A 16,139-nucleotide genomic window follows, 5' to 3' on the forward strand; every position below is an offset into this window, starting at 1 on the left:
TAGCGAAAACAACAAATTTCGTTGACGGCGGCAGGTGAATCGGGTTTAATGCGCCCCGTTGCCCGGATAGCTCAGTCGGTAGAGCAGGGGATTGAAAATCCCCGTGTCCTTGGTTCGATTCCGAGTCCGGGCACCACTATTTAAAGAACCCGCCCACAAGGCGGGTTTTTGCTTTTGGGCCAAACCTAATTCACCAGTCCACGCGCCCCGCTTCCGTTCTTAACCAATGCGGTGGTATTCAGTAAGATTCCCCGTTAGAGACGTGAATCACGTCCCTTGCCGCCTTCTCTTTTACTGCGCGATATGAATGCGCTTCTTGATATCCTTAAGAAACAGCGTGATGGTAAACGTCATCATCACCAACAGTGACCATGCTCCCCATTTCCCAACGTGCACCGTCGCCCAGGCGCCGATCTGATTGGGGTACTGCCAGACGCCAAAAAGGGTGCCCAGATTCTCCGCCAGCCAGATAAAGAAGCCGATCAGAACGAAGGCCAGCAGCAAGGGCAATTTGTAAGCGCGACGGTAAGGCGTAAATATCACCATTGAGCGCGCATACATGCCCAGAGCAACGGCGGCAATGTACCAGCGATAGTCGCCAATAAAATGATGGGTGAAGAAGTTCCCGTATAACGCCAGGGCAAGGGCAACCGCCATAGGGAGCGGAGGATGGTGGCGTATTCTTAAATCAAACAGACGCCAGCACTGGATGATGTAGCTGCCCACAGCCGCATACATAAATCCGCTAAACAGCGGCACGCCGCCAATTTTGCTCCATCCCGCCTCAGGGTAGTGCCACGACCCGATTGCCGACGAAGTTTTAAATAGCTCAAGCGCGAAGCCCAGCACATGAAACAACGTGATGGCCTTGAGCTCATCCCAGCTTTCCAGCTTTGTCGCGACCATGCAGGCTTGGATAAACACGGCAATAAGCAGCAATACATCGTAGCGCGCAATACCGAACACGCCGGTCCGTGGGATACAGAAGATAGCGATAAAAAATAATCCGGCAAACAGGCAGGCGCGCAGCTCCTTAATGCCGAACCAGATAAACTCAATGACGTAGCGAGACATGCCGGTACGGTTCATCGGCGGCGGAGAGATTAAAAACCGATCGATACGACTTAACACTAAAATTCCCTTTTCTTTATGTCATCCGAACGGTGTGCAGGCTCGCCCGCACACCGTCTGTATGGGCTACTTATCCTTCACCACGATCAGCGGCTCAATATCGCTCTCTTTTTTCACCACCAGCGTGTCATCCCCGCGCAGGCAGGTCCCGCCGTAGTTGCCGCCCACGGTGAAGGTACACACCTGAATGTATTTCCCGTCCACCTTCGGCAGGCACCACAGCTGCTGGTAAATGTTTTTCCGATCGACAAACTTGCCGCTGGATTGATCCAGCAGTTCATCCCCGGCGCCGACCAGATCGATATTGCTGCCGCAGCGTCCGGCAATGGGCTTCGCGGCGTAGCCGGTCTGCCTCAGCAGGTCGTTGACCTCAAAGTCGGTGTCGAGCAGATAGCGGTGGTTCGGGAACAGCTGCCAGAGCACGGGCAAAATGGCCTTGTTGCCGGGGATCACCGTCCACAGCGGCTCAAAGACCAGCACTTCCGGGCGCAGCAGCACGTCAATCAGCCGCACTTCGCCTGCCGGATGGCCGGTGCGGATCGGCACGGCGGCATACTCGGTTTCGCTCACCTCGCGGATCTGCTCGATCGCCGTCTCCCACGCCCAGGTTTTCCACACGCAGTTGACGTGGCGGCCCTCGTCGTCGATCAGCTGCCCGGCGCTGTCCCAGCTGAGCGCCCCCAGCCCGTGGAGGATTTTGGTTTCAAACCCGGCCTGCATCAGCGAGCGCTGAATAAAGAGCGCGTGGTAGTCCTCCTCCACGTCGTTGTCCTGCATGATGTGCACGAACGGGCGCGCGTGGCTGTGCTTCCACGCGCCGGTCAGCTCTTCCAGCAGCCCTTCCGCCGGGTTGTGCCCGCTGCCGCGATAGCCGTTTTTCACCCACTCTTCAAGGATCAGGCCGCCCTCGGTGTGGCAGGAGGCAGAGTCGGCGTTGTACTCGTATACCTTGATGCCGCGCTCGTCCATGCAGAAATCCATACGGCCGGTGATCATATGGTGGCGACGCCACTGCCAGGAGAGGCGCAGGCGCGGCCAGAGGATTTTCGGGATGTCGAACAGCGCCAGCAGGTTATCGTCCTTCAGCACCTTGTCCGTCGCGTGGAGGTACATCAGGTGCAGCTCGTTGGTGGCCTTGATCAGCTCCTGCTCGGCGCTCTCGGTGATGGTGAAATACTGGCAGGGATCTTTATTGATCACGTGGCCGTTGGCGCGAACGTACGCCTGCTGAAGGGCGTCATTTTCGTTGAGCCATTTACCGTCGAACTGTCGCTTATCCTCAAGGCGTGCACCGCGGATTTTCAGCAACTCGCCGTCCACTTCCGGCTGCGGGAGGCTGTGCTCGGTATCGCTGGTCTGGATCATCCAGCCCAAAATTTCCGTGTCGCTGAAGGTGTCGTGCAGCGTGTAACAGCCGTTCTCGACGGTCATGCGCAGCTCGCGCGTCCACTGCTGGCCGAGCGGGAGCGGAGAGTGGATAACGTTCTGCTCCGCCACGCGCACCCGGTCGCCGCAAAGCTGGGTGATGACGGCCACGTGTCCGGTTTCGTGGAACTCGCCGCCCTTCTGCCAGATCAGCAGCGCCCCGGCCCGCGGCGCGCGCCGGGAGCCGTTCGCAAACGCCTGCAGCGGCAGAATATTGTCGTTCACCACCTCGCGCAGGAAGCGCAGGGAGAAGATCTCCCACGCCATGCCGACGTCGGTAAAGACAAAGCCGTAGTTAAGGAACAGGAAACGGCGCGCGAACTCCACGCACTGCCACCTGTGCCCCATGTATTCGTTGCCGATATAGCTGCGAAAATCCGCCTCTTCCGGGTAGTGACGCGGATCGAGACTGTCGTAATTCGAGGAGTAGATTGCCACGCCACCCGGCGCATAGCCTAACAACGTCCCAAACGGAGCGTCACTGCTTAACTTTCCTTTACGCATGTATCCAACCTGAAGCTGGCAGGCGGCAATTTTTGTAAGGTTGTCGTCGTCTGCACATTGAGATTAACCAGACAGAGGTGGACTTATCATACACCTGCCTTCGGAAAAATATCGAGCCGCTTCGGATAACGCCTCTCAACGTTAAACCGATCGTTTATCTCCTGCTACACTCCCTCAACACATCACTCAAAAGGCAGGCCAACATGTCAGACAACACTTACCAGCCACCGAAAGTGTGGGAATGGAAAAAGAATGCCAACGGCGGCGCGTTCGCCAACATTAACCGCCCGATCTCCGGCGCAACGCACGAGAAGGATCTGCCCGTCGGCGCGCATCCGCTGCAGCTTTACTCTCTGGGCACGCCCAACGGCCAGAAGGTCACCATCATGCTGGAAGAGCTGCTGGCGCTGGGCGTGACGGGCGCGGAGTACGACGCGTGGCTGATCCGCATCGGCGAGGGCGATCAGTTCTCCAGCGGCTTTGTTGAGGTGAACCCGAACTCGAAAATCCCGGCGCTGCGCGACCATTCCACCACGCCGCCGACGCGGGTCTTTGAATCCGGCAGCATCCTGCTTTACCTGGCGGAGAAGTTTGGTCACTTCTTGCCGAAAGATCCCGCCGGGCGTACCGAAACGCTGAACTGGCTGTTCTGGCTGCAGGGCGCGGCACCGTTCCTCGGCGGCGGCTTTGGTCACTTCTATAACTATGCCCCGGTGAAAATTGAGTACGCGATCGACCGCTTCACCATGGAGGCCAAGCGCCTGTTCGACGTGCTGGACAAGCAGCTGGCGCGCAGACGCTACGTGGCGGGTGAAGAGTACACCATCGCCGACATGGCCATCTGGCCGTGGTTTGGCTGCGTGGCGCTCGGCAGCGTCTATAATGCCGCCGAGTTTCTGGACGCGGAGAAGTACGTCAACGTCCAGCGCTGGGCGAAGGACGTGGCGAATCGTCCGGCGGTGAAGCGCGGGCGCATCGTCAACCGCACTAACGGCGAGCTGAACGAGCAGCTGCACGAACGCCACGCGGCGAGCGATTTCGATACCAACACCGAAGATAAGCGTCAGGGTTAATGTGCGGGCTGAGGTAGCCCTGCCCGTTAGCTCATGGCACAGCGTTTCCCCTCGCCGCTGAGAGTGAGGGGAAACGTAAGGCTGTAACAGACACGCCGTTCACTTTACGCGGGGAGCTTCAACTCTCCAGCCGATAGCCCGCCATGAAATAGCGCAGCGCGGCGGTGGAGTGCGTCTCGCGGAAGAAATCCATCACCATGTCGCGGTCCAGGCCGTAGCGGCGCGTCAGAATACCCGCCTCCCACGCGCTGAGCTTGCGATCGCCGGTTTTCTCAAACATCCGGTGCGAAAAGCCCAGCACAAAGCCGCGCTTATAGTCTGAACAGAAGTGTGCCACGTTCCTGGCCGTATCGGCATGCGCGGCGCGCATCCCCGCCATAAGCCCTTTGCCAAAATGGTTATCCACTGCATTGCCCTCCATAATCGCTATATAATAAATTATATAGCGATATTTTGAGCGATGGCGAGTGAAAATTAAGGCCGCTCGAGGCGGCCCTGAAGTGGGTTATGCAGTCAGGCGGAACTGCTGAACCGAGCGCTGAAGCGCTTCGGTCTGACGCTCGAGCGCCGTCGCCGCGGCAGAGACTTGCTCCACCAGCGAGGCGTTCTGCTGGGTGACGCCGTCCATCTGCGCGATCGCGATGCCGACCTGCGAAATGCCCTGGCTTTGCTCCTCGGAAGCGGAGGCGATTTGCTTCATGATTGTCGTCACCTCCGTCACGTCGCGCAGGATGGCCTCCATGGTGCTGCCGGTATCATTGACCAGCCGCGCCCCCTGCTCGATGCGCGAAACCGAATCGGCGATCAGGCCCTCGATCTCTTTTGCCGCATTGGCGCTGCGGCTCGCGAGGTTGCGCACCTCGCCGGCCACCACGGCAAAGCCGCGCCCCTGCTCACCGGCTCGCGCCGCCTCTACCGCCGCGTTGAGCGCCAGAATGTTGGTCTGGAAAGCAATGCTGTTGATGACGTTGGTGATTTCGGCAATTTTCTTCGAGCTGTCGGAAATGCCGCTCATGGTCGTCACCACGTCTTCCACCAGCGAGCCGCCGCGGCTGGCCGTCCCCGAGGCCACGTCCGCCAGCTGGCTTGCCTGACGCGCGCTTTCCGCGTTCAGCTTCACCGTCGCCGTCAGCTGCTCCATGCTGGCCGCGGTCTCTTCCAGCGCGGCGGCCTGCTCCTCGGTGCGCGACGAGAGGTCGTTATTGCCGCTGGAGATCTCCGTTGCGCCGCGCCAGATATTCTCGCTGCCCGAGCGGATGGAGCTGACCGCCTCGCGCAGGCTGTCCTGCATCGCGCTTAAGAGCGGCACCAGCTGGCCAACGCAGTTACGCCCGAACGGTTCAATCGGCTGGCTGAGATCGCCCTGCGCAATCTGGCGGAACTGGTGGCGGATGCGGTCCAGCGGTTTAACCAGCATTGCCACCAGGTAGCGATCGGTGAAGATAAGGATAAGCAGGCCAACGATCGTGGCGCTGATAATGATAGTCCGGGTCATGCTGGTGAGCCCGTCCACCACGACGCGCGTGCTGTCGAGCCGGTCCCCTGCGGCCGTGTTGAAGCGCTCGGCGGCGGCGCCAAACGCGCGGCTCAGCGGCGGCGTGACGTTATTGGCCTGCTGGCGGTAGCCGTCCAGAGAGGCCTGCTTCGCCTGCTCCATTTGCGGCGTGATGCCCTGATCCAGCAGCGCCTGCCAGGCGCTGATGACCTGCGCGGACACCTGCGCGTCCATTGGGCCAGGTGAGATGGCCTTCATTCGATCGAGCTTTAAGCGCATATTGTCCAGCGCCTGCTGGGCGGAAGTCAGATCCGGCGTGCCGCCAGCGGCTTTGGCCTCCATCGCGCGGCTCAGGCGCGTGACAAAGCGGAAGTATTGATCGTTGCCCTGGCTGAGTACCGTCATTTGCTGAACCAGCTGACGGTCAACCTCGTTGCCGTCGGAAACGCGGGAAAGTGACCAGGTGCTGTACAGGCCAACGCCGGCCCACATTAAACAAAAGATCCCCAGTATCGCCAGCATGACGAAGCGGATAGTAAAATTACGAAGCATCTGCATAGAGTGTTCCTTGCCGTGAGGGTGAGTTCGCCCAGAGGCGAGTACTACCCTCGTTATCGGCAGGAAATGACGAAGTTCTACTTTTTAGAGACGCTTTTTATAAAAAAAAGAGCAGTCCTTTCAATCGACGTAAATTGATCGTCGCCGTGCGAAAAATCCCCCCATAAAACGCATGAGTTAATATTGCTCCACATGTAAAAATGTAACACACGCAAACTTTCAATTTCTTATTTGAAGGACGAACGCACTTCGTCACATTTACACACCAAATTCTTCGCACGCCAATCATTCACGAACAATAAGATTAGCACGCTAATTGCCCTTTAAAATTCACATCATGAATATAATGTATTTCACCAATCCATTTAACTAATTAAAACACAGTAAGAATTGCTTAATTCACCTTTAAGTTTAATTACATTCATAGAGGCTAAGAGAGTTCTTAATTTTTTATTTTTCCTTTAAAAAGAGGGCCACTTTTTTTTGATATTGTAGAGTTTTAAAAATGCGCAAACTAATGAAAAAGACGTTGATCTCACAGTGTGTTCTGTTGGCTTTAGCCTCGTTTGGTACGCAGGCGGCCGCAAAACCCGCCGGGAGCGCAACCGCATGCCAAAATGGCTCAACCGCCCAGACCTGCGGCTTAACGAAATATACCGATAACAACTATTATCAGGACAAAGGCGTTACCAATGCGGTAATGGCCGATGCTGCCTCAACCAATATTTATATGGATGGCGCGCGTAAGAGCGGCGACACGCAGTCATTAACCGTCTCCGGCACCAACATGAACGGGCATTATATTCAGGGCAGTAACGGCGGCACGGCGAATATTACGGTCAATAACGGCGCAAGCGTGGATATGATCGAAGTCGGGAGCGCAGCCCATAAGACGAATACCACCGTGACGGTGGATAACGCCACGCTGAACGGGGAAAACGACAGCGTCTATTATAACACCCCAGGCAAAACCACCGGCGATAAAGCCTATATGATGGGCTCGGCGATATATCTCGACCCGCTGGACAACGGCGATCACGCCGTGAATATTACCAACGGCAGCAAGCTCCACGGCAGCATCCTGAGCGCGGGCGAAGGTAAGCAAACTATTTCCATGAGCAACAGCAGCATGGATAAAGGCGGTATTTACGCTGGCAGCCTGCAGGCTGATACCCAAATTTCGCTGACAAATTCGACCGTTGACGCTTCCCAGAGTGAAATATCGCAAAATATCGATACCCTCGCGGCGAAACTTAAAGCGAAATATCCCGATAAAAATATCAACCTTGACGCTTTCGACGATGTGGCCGTCGGCGTTTACGGCACCACCAATACCGGCCTGACGATGAATAACAGCATTGTCACTGGCGATATCGGCGTAATTAATGAAAAAGGCACGACCAACCTTTCTCTGACCAACAGAAGCGTCGTGAAGGGCGACGTTACGCTTCAGGGCAACTCGTCTAATACCCTGCTGGTGGATAACAGCACCGTTACCGGCGACATCGATGCCAGCAAAAACAGCGGCAATACCACGATTACCCTGAACAACAACGCCACGGTGAACGGCGATGTGAAAACGGGCGCGGGCAATGACACGCTGGTATTAACCAATAACTCCCACGTTGATGGAAACGTAGACGGCGGCAGCGGCAGCGACACGCTCTCCATGGATGCTGGCAGCTCCATTACCGGGCAAATCAGCCAGTTCGAAACGGTGAATACCACCAGCGATAACAGCATCAGCATCGATACCATTAACGATTCCACCACCTGGAGCCTGCAGGACGGTTCTTCCCTGGTCGCAACGACGACCGGCAGCAACGCGCTGGTCACCATGAGCACCGACAGCTTCGTTAACTTCGGCAAAATCACCGGCGCGAACAACGCCATCGTGGTGGCCAGCATTACGCCAACGGCGCAAAGCAAAAACGGCGTGATCCTGGGGACGTTCAGCACCTCCAGCAGCAGCGCGCCGCAGAACTACGCTGCCGCGACCTTCACCAACGGCCAGGATAGCGTGGAAAACCGCAGCGGTGCCTACAACTACGATAACAGCCTGGATATCGTGGCCGCGGATAGCGCGCCGCAAACCCTGCTGACCGCGGACAACAGCTACAACTGGAACGTGGTCTTTAACAGCGAGCTAGGCTCTCTGGCAAGCGACGTGCAGGGGCTGGTTGCAGGCCTGGACGCGGCCGAGCAGGCGGGCCATCAGGTTGCTGACGACATCACAAACCACATGAATCAGGTTCACCTGGCAAATCTGCTGGGCGTCCAGCGGGACGGCGCGCAGGTGTGGGGCGACTTCCTGTATCAAAACGGTAACTTCAGCAACGACGTTGACTACAAGAGCATCACCCAGGGTGCCCAGGGCGGCGTGGACTGGACGGCACACACCGCTAACGGCGACAGCGTAACCGGCGGTATCGCGCTGGCCTGGACCCGCAGCCGCGTGCAGGACACCAATAGCGGCGCTGACGGCTTCAACGACACCGTTTACGGCAACTACTACAGCCTGTACGGCGGCTGGCAGCAGGCGCTGAACGGCAAAGGCTGGGGCCTGTTCGCCGACGGCAGCTTCAGCTACGGCGACATGCGCTATACCCTTTCCGCGAACAACGTGACGGGCGACACCAGCGGCATGACCGAAGCGCTGCACGGCTCAACCGACGGCAGCCTCTATATTGCCCAGGCCCGCACCGGCGTGAACGTGCTGCTGCCTGACGAAACGCTGCTGCAGCCGTACGCGACCCTCGGCTGGGATCGCACCAAGGCGAACGGCTTCTCCGACAGCGAAGTGACCTTCTCCGACAGCCAGGTTTCCTCGTGGAACGGCGGGGCCGGCCTGCGCCTGACCACCACCCTGAGCGATCTGCACAGCAACGTGAAGGTGATGCCGTGGATTGACGCCCGCTTCCAGGCGGAGTTCAGCGACGATACCGACATCAAGGCGGCGGATTACCACAATACCTCCGGGCATAACAACACGATGGGTATTTTCGGTGCCGGGGTTAACGCCACCATCGCCCACAACTTCACGCTCAATACCGGCGTGTATCTGGGCACCGGCGATGTGGATAACGACGCCAGCGTTCAGGCGGGTATGAGCTACAGCTTCTGATAATGCATGCCGGGCGGCGGCGTCGCCCTGCCCGGCCTACCGCTTCCCGCGCTCGCGGAAAATGCCTTTGCCGTTAGGCGCGTCATCGCATCTCTCCCCAATTTGTGATTTGATAAGAACAGAATGAAAACGCTGTTTCGAAAATTCATCGACAAAAGGAGACATCATGTCCTGGCAACCCTACGCTGGCCGCTATGAGAACATGCAGTACCGCTACTGCGGAAAAAGCGGGCTTCGCCTGCCCGCGCTCTCGCTCGGCCTGTGGCACAGCTTCGGCCACGTCCAGCCGCTGGAAAACCAGCGCGCCCTGCTGCGCAAAGCGTTCGATCTCGGCATTACCCATTTCGATCTCGCCAACAACTACGGCCCACCGCCGGGCAGCGCGGAGGAGAACTTTGGCCGCCTGCTGCGCGAGGATTTCGCCGGGCTCCGCGACGAGCTGATTATTTCCACCAAGGCGGGCTACGACATGTGGCCGGGGCCTTACGGCTCGGGCGGCTCGCGCAAGTATTTGCTTGCCAGCCTCGACCAGAGCCTGAAGCGCATGGGCGTCGAGTATGTCGATATTTTCTATTCCCACCGCGTGGATGAAAATACGCCGATGGAAGAGACCGCCGCCGCGCTGGCGCAGGCGGTGCAGAGCGGCAAAGCGCTGTACGTGGGGATTTCGTCCTACTCCACGGAGCGCACGCGCGCCATGGCCGACCTGCTCCGCGAGTGGAAAATCCCGCTGCTGATCCATCAGCCCTCCTACAACCTGCTAAACCGCTGGGTGGACAACACCGGCCTGCTGGACGCGCTTGAGGCAAACGGCACGGGCTGTATCGCCTTTACGCCGCTGGCGCAGGGGCTGCTGACGGGAAAATACCTGAACGGCATTCCGGAAGGTTCCCGCATGCAGCGCGAAGGCAAGAAGGTGCGCGGCCTGACCGAGAAAATGCTGACCGAAGCCAACCTGAACAGCCTGCACCTGCTCAATGAGATGGCGCACGCGCGCGGCCAAACCATGGCGCAGATGGCGCTGAGCTGGCTGCTGAAGGACGATCGCGTGACGTCGGTGCTGATTGGCGCCAGCCGTCCGGAGCAGCTGGAAGAGAACGTTCAGGCGCTGAACAACCTGCGCTTTACGGAAGAAGAGCTGAAGCGGATTGACCAGCACGTCGCGGACGGAGAGCTGAATTTGTGGCAGGCGTCGTCGGATAAATAGTGCGGGAGTTGCCTCCCCTCACCCTAACCCTCTCCCCAAAGGGGAGAGGGGACTGCTCGGTGCGGCCTTTCTCCCTCTCCCCTTTGGGGAGAGGGCTAGGGTGAGGGGTAATGGTTGTAACTTATTTACTTCTTACTGATCTTATCCAGATACCCCATCACGAACGCCGACAGCACAAACGTCAGGTGGATAATCACGTACCACATCAGCTTATTGTCCGGCACGTTCTTCGCGTCCATAAATACCCGCAGCAGATGGATAGACGAAATCGCCACAATCGACGCGGCAACTTTGTTCTTCAGCGACGAGGCGTCCATTTTGCCCAGCCAGTTGAGCTTTTCTTTGCGCTCGTCGATATCCAGCTGGGAGACGAAGTTTTCATAGCCGGAGAACATCACCATCACCAGCAGCCCGCCGACCAGCGTCATATCCACCAGCGACAGCAGAACCAGAATCAGATCGGCTTCCGCAATGGAGAAGATGTTCGGCAGGACGTGAATGATTTCCTGGAAGAATTTGATCGTCAGCGCGATCAGCGCCAGCGAAAGGCCAAAATAGACGGGGGCAAGTATCCAGCGCGAGGCGTACATTGCATTTTCAAAGAAGCGTTCCATAGAGTCCTGTCAGCAAACGAAACCAGTGCGCAGTATATCCCAACGGCGCTCACTGTTTGCAACAACAAACCAACAAAACCCCTACACATCATCAGGGTTAACCTCCGGGCGCGCATACTGCGGCCACACCAGCGCCACCAGCTCCGGATAAGCCTCAAGGCTGAACTCGCGAAAACACTGGCGCAGGTTTAAGACGTCCAGGTCGGAGTGGGACACCTTCTCCCCGTTCAGGCAGCGCTTCTTGATATTGTCATAATATTTATAGACCGCAGAATTGAGGTCGCTACAGCGACGCTGGGCGTCAAACAAACCCGGCGTGTCATTAATTTCTGACATGTTCATCCGCTTTATTGTCGCATGGAGAAAATCAATATATTCATGATTAACCCGCCAGTACCAAACCGGCGTTACCGCGTTCATCAATAAGGAGAAATGGTCTTCCCCTTCTTCTTTCGACATCGGCTCTTGCTGTGGCGTCGCGCGCGGCGCTTTTGATATCTGATTTTTATTGAACTCATGCATCAGAAAAAGTACGCCCGCGGTCAATAATAGTAACGTAATGACCGTAAAGAAAATGCTGTTCATGGGTAGGCTCCATTTTTTTTGATTTTAAAATTGCCTCATGATATTGTCAACGAATCTCACGCCTTTATCTATCCCACCCTGTTGAAATTAAAGGAAATTAAAAATGTTGCCCGACAATCTTGTTCCGGCTAAGTACCACATCACGTCTGTGGAACAGCTTTCGACGGAAGCAGAAAAAGAGGCTAATTTCACTCAGGGGAAAAGAAAACTCTCCGATTATGAATCCGATATATTAATCGGTGTTTCCCAAACGGGGAAGTCGCGTAATATGTTGCTGGAAGAGCACGACCGCCATATCAAAGAGCGCTTATTCCGCGCCGTAAAAATTGAAGCCTTTGTCCATCTGCTTAACGACCTTCAGGCCGAGGGCGAAATAGATGCGCAAAAACTCAGCCAAATAATGGCGGAGAAGACGCAAGATATAAATGAAGCGGGTAACGAAATTTGGCTTAATTTAATTACCCGTGAGAAAAACGCCCCCATTTTTTATCACCTGGGTGATGATTAAAATGAAAGAAGCTGACGAGAATAATGATTATTTAGCTTTAGATAACAAAAAAAGCGATGAATTTATCTTAAAGCAAAATATTGAGGCTTTGCGAGACGCCAAAAATACCGAAATGGCGCGCATTGCACAGGATATGGTGTCGATTCCGGCGGCCCTGGTGCGGCTGAAGTGGCAGCATCGCCATGAAATTTATGCGCTGCAGGTGAAAGAAGAGATCTACGGCGCCGTGATGAACAGCATCATCGCCCAGCGCCCCGAGCTTAAAGAAAAAATTCTGGGGCGCCTGGAAGCCAATTACCAGTATCTGCTGGCACGAGAGACCGCCACGCTGCGACTGACCCGCAAACTCTCAGAGGGCCAGCACCGCACGTCAAACGTCACCTGCGTCGCGCTGGATGAGGACGCGCTGTCGAAGAGCGGAGAGGGAAAGGAGTTAAAGTAGGGCAAACAAAAAAGCCGGCTTTCGCCAGCTTTCGTGATTATTTCGCGGTCGCTTTCTCTTCGCCAACTAAACCTATTTTCAGGTAACCCGCCTGGTGCAGCGTGTCCATCACCTTCATCATGGTTTCGTAATCGACGGTTTTATCCGCGCGGAAGAAGACGGTGGTGTCTTTCTTGCCGCCGGTAAGCTGTTCCAGCGCCGGGATCACGGACGCATCCGTCACCGGGTCGTTGCCGAGGAACATCGATTTATCCGCCTTCACCGACAGATAAATCGGCTTTTCCGGGCGCGGCTGCGGCTGGCTGGAAGAGGCCGGCAGGTTAACCTTCACGTCAACGGTCGCCAGCGGCGCCGCCACCATGAAGATAATCAGCAGAACCAGCATGACGTCGATAAACGGCGTCACGTTGATTTCATGCATTTCGCCGTTGTCGTCCAGGTTTTCGTTAAGACGCATCGCCATAGCTTATCAACCTACGCGCAGTTTAGACGCCGCGTGCACCGGTTTAACGGAGCTGGCGTTGAGGTCCAGGTCACGGCTTTGCAGCAGCAGAACCTGCGCCGCAACGTCGCCCAGCGTGGCCTTGTAGCTGCCAATCATCCGCGCGAAGATGTTGTAGATCACCACGGCCGGAATCGCGGCCACCAGGCCAATGGCGGTGGCCAGCAGCGCTTCCGCGATGCCCGGCGCAACGACGGCCAGGTTGGTGGTTTGCGTTTGCGCAATGCCGATGAAGCTGTTCATGATGCCCCAGACCGTACCAAACAGGCCGACGAACGGGGAGATGGCGCCGATGGTCGCCAGATAGCCGTTGCCGCGGCCCATGTGACGGCCCACGGCGGCAACGCGACGCTCCAGGCGGAAGCCGGTACGTTCCTTAATGCCTTCGTTATCTTCGCTGCCTGCGGAGAGTTCCAGTTCGTTTTGCGCTTCGTTTACCAGAAGCGTGGTCAGGCTTTTCGCGTGGAAGGAGGAGGTCAGGTCGGATGCCTGATCCAGAGAGCGGGCGTCGGCCAGCTGCTGCTGCTCGCGCTTGAGGCGGCGCTTCTGCGAAATAAGCTCAACGCTTTTGCTGAAGAAAATAGCCCAGGTGATCACGGACGCCAGGATCAGGCCGATCATCACAATCTTAACCACGATGTCAGCATGCTGATACATGCCCCAAACGGAGAGATCCGTCTGCATCAAATTATTACCCACTCTGTATCTCCAGGACGCAAATCACAAATTCTGAGCTAATAATATCAAAACGTCGTCGAATTGATAGTGGTTCTCATTAGTATTTACATAGTGCCGTAATTTCCGCTCAGTTTCCTTGCGCTTACGCAGTAAAAATTTCTTATGCGCTTTTTTCATAAAATTTTCTCCTTATTCGATAAGCATCCGGGTGCAGATTTTTTTAGTCGTGGTAGTCTGGACGTCCAGACGTATAAAAAAGGGTTAGCGAACATGACTAAAAAGCAGCTTGATACCACGCTGGTGCAGGCCGGACGCAGCAAAAAATACACCCAGGGATCGGTCAACAGCGTGATTCAGCGCGCCTCCTCGCTGGTGTTTGATACCGTTGAAGAGAAAAAAATCGCCACGCGCAACCGCGCTAAAGGCGGGCTGTTCTACGGGCGCCGCGGTACGCTGACCCACTTCTCGCTGCAGGAAGCCATGTGCGAACTCGAGGGCGGCGCGGGCTGCGCGCTGTTCCCCTGCGGCGCGGCGGCGGTCGCCAATACGATTCTGGCGTTTGTCGAACAGGGCGACCATATCCTGATGACCAACACCGCCTACGAGCCGAGCCAGGACTTCTGCACCAGGATCCTCAGCAAGCTCGGCGTCACCACCGGCTGGTTTGACCCGCTGATCGGTGAAGGCATTGCCGAGCTGATTCAGCCCAACACCCGCATCGTTTTCCTGGAATCTCCCGGCTCCATCACCATGGAAGTGCACGACGTGCCCGCCATCGTGAAGGCCGTGCGCAGCAAGGCGCCGGACGCCATTATCATGATCGACAACACCTGGGCGGCGGGCGTGCTGTTCAGGGCGCTGGAGTTCGACATTGATATCTCCATTCAGGCCGCCACCAAGTACCTGATTGGCCACTCTGACGGCATGATCGGCACCGCGGTCTCCAACGCGCGCTGCTGGGACCAGCTGCGTGAAAATGCCTACCTGATGGGGCAAATGGTCGACGCCGATACCGCCTACATGACCAGCCGCGGCATCCGCACCCTTGGCGTGCGCCTGCGCCAGCACCATGAAAGCAGCCTGAAGGTAGCACAATGGCTGGCGCAGCATCCGCAGGTTGAGCGCGTTAACCATCCGGCGCTTCCGGGCAGCAAAGGCCATGCGTTTTGGCAGCGCGACTTTACCGGCAGCAGCGGGCTGTTCTCGTTCGTGCTGAAAAAGCGGCTCAACAACGACGAGCTGGCAAGCTATCTCGATAACTTTGCCCTTTTCAGCATGGCCTATTCCTGGGGCGGGTTTGAGTCGCTGATTCTGCCCAACCAGCCGGAGCAGATCGCCGCCCTTCGTCCGGGTGGAGAAGTAGACTTCGACGGCACGCTGATTCGTTTACACATTGGTTTAGAAAATGTTGACGATCTTATTGCCGATTTAGCGGCAGGGTTTGAGCGTATCGTGTAGAGTGCAGCCTGAAAAGTACTCTCTGGACGCTTTTGTGGACACTATTATCCAAATCGGCTGCGCGAGTTGCGCATGCGATCAATCCCAGAAGCGTCAACAGGGTGTACAATAGCGTCATATCTGCTGTTCCACAGGAAAGTCCATGGCTGTTATTCACGATATTATCGCTGCGCTTTGGCAACATGATTTTGCCGCGCTGGCGGACCCTCACGTGGTGGGCATTGTCTACTTCGTCATGTTTGCCACCCTTTTTCTGGAAAATGGACTCCTGCCCGCCTCGTTTCTGCCTGGCGACAGCCTGCTGCTTCTCGCGGGCGCGCTGATCGGCAAAGGGGTGATGGACTTTACGTCAACCATGGTGATCCTCACCTCTGCCGCCAGCCTGGGCTGCTGGCTGAGCTATTTGCAGGGCCGCTGGCTCGGCAACACGCGCGTGGTGAAAGGCTGGCTGGCGCAGCTGCCGCATAAATATCATCAGCGCGCGACCTGCATGTTTGACCAGCACGGCCTGCTGGCGCTGCTGGCCGGGCGTTTCCTGGCGTTTGTTCGCACCCTGCTGCCGACCATGGCGGGCATTTCGGGCCTCTCTAACCGCCGCTTCCAGTTCTTCAACTGGCTGAGCGCCCTGCTGTGGGTTGGCGTGGTCACCACGCTCGGCTACGCGCTGAACATGATCCCGTTCGTGAAGCGGCATGAAGACCAGGTGATGACCTTCCTGATGGTGCTGCCGATTTTCCTGCTGGTGGCGGGGCTGGTGGGGACTATCGCGATGGTGATAAAGAAGAAGTATTGCAGCGCGTGATCCCCTCACCCTGACCCTCTCCCCACCGGGGAG

General features: G+C 56.8%; 15 protein-coding genes and 1 tRNA gene. 8 read left to right on the forward strand and 8 right to left on the reverse strand.

Annotation, left to right across the window (positions count from 1 at the left end):
• The first annotated feature begins 60 nt into the window (after positions 1 to 60).
• Positions 61 to 136: transfer RNA gene (locus AB8804_RS16995), tRNA-Phe, on the forward strand.
• A gap of 155 nt (positions 137 to 291) precedes the next feature.
• Here AB8804_RS16995 and AB8804_RS17000 read toward each other — a convergent pair.
• Together AB8804_RS17000 and gss are read right to left on the reverse strand one after the other, a co-directional pair.
• The gene (locus AB8804_RS17000) at positions 292 to 1,089 is read right to left on the reverse strand and encodes a DUF817 domain-containing protein (protein WP_371188322.1); all 798 of its coding nucleotides are present in this window, start codon (positions 1,087 to 1,089) and stop codon (positions 292 to 294) included.
• Between the two features lie 108 nt (positions 1,090 to 1,197).
• The gene (gss, locus tag AB8804_RS17005) at positions 1,198 to 3,060 is read right to left on the reverse strand and encodes a bifunctional glutathionylspermidine amidase/synthase (protein ID WP_371188204.1); all 1,863 of its coding nucleotides are present in this window, start codon (positions 3,058 to 3,060) and stop codon (positions 1,198 to 1,200) included.
• A 203-nt stretch (positions 3,061 to 3,263) separates the two neighbouring features.
• Here gss and yghU point away from each other — a divergent pair, with 203 nt between their 5' ends.
• Positions 3,264 to 4,133 carry a glutathione-dependent disulfide-bond oxidoreductase gene (gene yghU, locus AB8804_RS17010; protein WP_371188206.1) on the forward strand — a complete coding sequence of 290 codons (870 nt, stop codon included), beginning with the start codon at positions 3,264 to 3,266 and terminating at the stop codon, positions 4,131 to 4,133.
• A 118-nt stretch (positions 4,134 to 4,251) separates the two neighbouring features.
• Here yghU and AB8804_RS17015 read toward each other — a convergent pair whose 3' ends face one another.
• Positions 4,252 to 4,539 carry a DUF2623 family protein gene (locus AB8804_RS17015; protein WP_371188208.1) on the reverse strand — a complete coding sequence of 96 codons (288 nt, stop codon included), beginning with the start codon at positions 4,537 to 4,539 and terminating at the stop codon, positions 4,252 to 4,254.
• A 99-nt stretch (positions 4,540 to 4,638) separates the two neighbouring features.
• On the reverse strand, positions 4,639 to 6,186 hold the full coding sequence (locus AB8804_RS17020; RefSeq protein WP_371188210.1) for a methyl-accepting chemotaxis protein: 1,548 nt from the start codon (positions 6,184 to 6,186) through the stop codon (positions 4,639 to 4,641).
• A 517-nt stretch (positions 6,187 to 6,703) separates the two neighbouring features.
• On the opposite strand from AB8804_RS17020, the gene AB8804_RS17025 reads away from it, so the two are divergent.
• Positions 6,704 to 9,310: an autotransporter domain-containing protein gene (locus AB8804_RS17025; protein WP_371188212.1), complete on the forward strand. Its 2,607-nt coding sequence runs from the start codon at positions 6,704 to 6,706 to the stop codon at positions 9,308 to 9,310.
• A gap of 166 nt (positions 9,311 to 9,476) precedes the next feature.
• Positions 9,477 to 10,517 (forward strand): aldo/keto reductase, encoded by a 1,041-nt coding sequence (locus AB8804_RS17030; protein WP_371188214.1) that lies wholly within the window; start codon positions 9,477 to 9,479, stop codon positions 10,515 to 10,517.
• Positions 10,518 to 10,642: 125 nt separating this feature from the next.
• On the opposite strand, the gene AB8804_RS17035 is transcribed toward AB8804_RS17030, so the two are convergent.
• Positions 10,643 to 11,131 carry a TIGR00645 family protein gene (locus AB8804_RS17035; protein WP_112010744.1) on the reverse strand — a complete coding sequence of 163 codons (489 nt, stop codon included), beginning with the start codon at positions 11,129 to 11,131 and terminating at the stop codon, positions 10,643 to 10,645.
• A gap of 81 nt (positions 11,132 to 11,212) precedes the next feature.
• The gene (locus AB8804_RS17040) at positions 11,213 to 11,716 is read right to left on the reverse strand and encodes an ESA_00282 family adhesion-associated protein (protein ID WP_371188217.1); all 504 of its coding nucleotides are present in this window, start codon (positions 11,714 to 11,716) and stop codon (positions 11,213 to 11,215) included.
• A gap of 103 nt (positions 11,717 to 11,819) precedes the next feature.
• Between AB8804_RS17040 and AB8804_RS17045 the strand changes: the two genes are divergently transcribed.
• Together AB8804_RS17045 and AB8804_RS17050 are read left to right on the forward strand one after the other, a co-directional pair.
• A complete protein-coding gene (locus AB8804_RS17045) occupies positions 11,820 to 12,224 on the forward strand; it encodes a hypothetical protein (RefSeq protein ID WP_371188219.1) in 405 nt (134 codons plus the stop codon).
• 1 nt (position 12,225) lies between these two features.
• Positions 12,226 to 12,666 (forward strand): cytoplasmic protein, encoded by a 441-nt coding sequence (locus tag AB8804_RS17050; protein ID WP_371188221.1) that lies wholly within the window; start codon positions 12,226 to 12,228, stop codon positions 12,664 to 12,666.
• Between the two features lie 37 nt (positions 12,667 to 12,703).
• Here AB8804_RS17050 and exbD read toward each other — a convergent pair whose 3' ends face one another.
• Positions 12,704 to 13,129, reverse strand: a complete 426-nt coding sequence (exbD, locus tag AB8804_RS17055) for a TonB system transport protein ExbD (protein ID WP_371188223.1) — start codon at positions 13,127 to 13,129, stop codon at positions 12,704 to 12,706.
• A 6-nt stretch (positions 13,130 to 13,135) separates the two neighbouring features.
• A complete protein-coding gene (gene exbB / locus AB8804_RS17060) occupies positions 13,136 to 13,867 on the reverse strand; it encodes a tol-pal system-associated acyl-CoA thioesterase (protein ID WP_371188225.1) in 732 nt (243 codons plus the stop codon).
• A 249-nt stretch (positions 13,868 to 14,116) separates the two neighbouring features.
• Here exbB and metC point away from each other — a divergent pair, with 249 nt between their 5' ends.
• Both metC and yghB read left to right on the forward strand, forming a co-directional pair.
• Positions 14,117 to 15,304 (forward strand): cystathionine beta-lyase, encoded by a 1,188-nt coding sequence (metC, locus tag AB8804_RS17065; RefSeq protein WP_371188227.1) that lies wholly within the window; start codon positions 14,117 to 14,119, stop codon positions 15,302 to 15,304.
• Between the two features lie 142 nt (positions 15,305 to 15,446).
• On the forward strand, positions 15,447 to 16,106 hold the full coding sequence (gene yghB, locus AB8804_RS17070; RefSeq protein WP_371188229.1) for a DedA family general envelope maintenance protein YghB: 660 nt from the start codon (positions 15,447 to 15,449) through the stop codon (positions 16,104 to 16,106).
• Positions 16,107 to 16,139: the final 33 nt, after the last annotated feature.

It is taken from the genome of Enterobacter sp. KBR-315C3_2022 (assembly GCF_041399425.1).
Lineage (GTDB): Bacteria > Pseudomonadota > Gammaproteobacteria > Enterobacterales > Enterobacteriaceae > Enterobacter.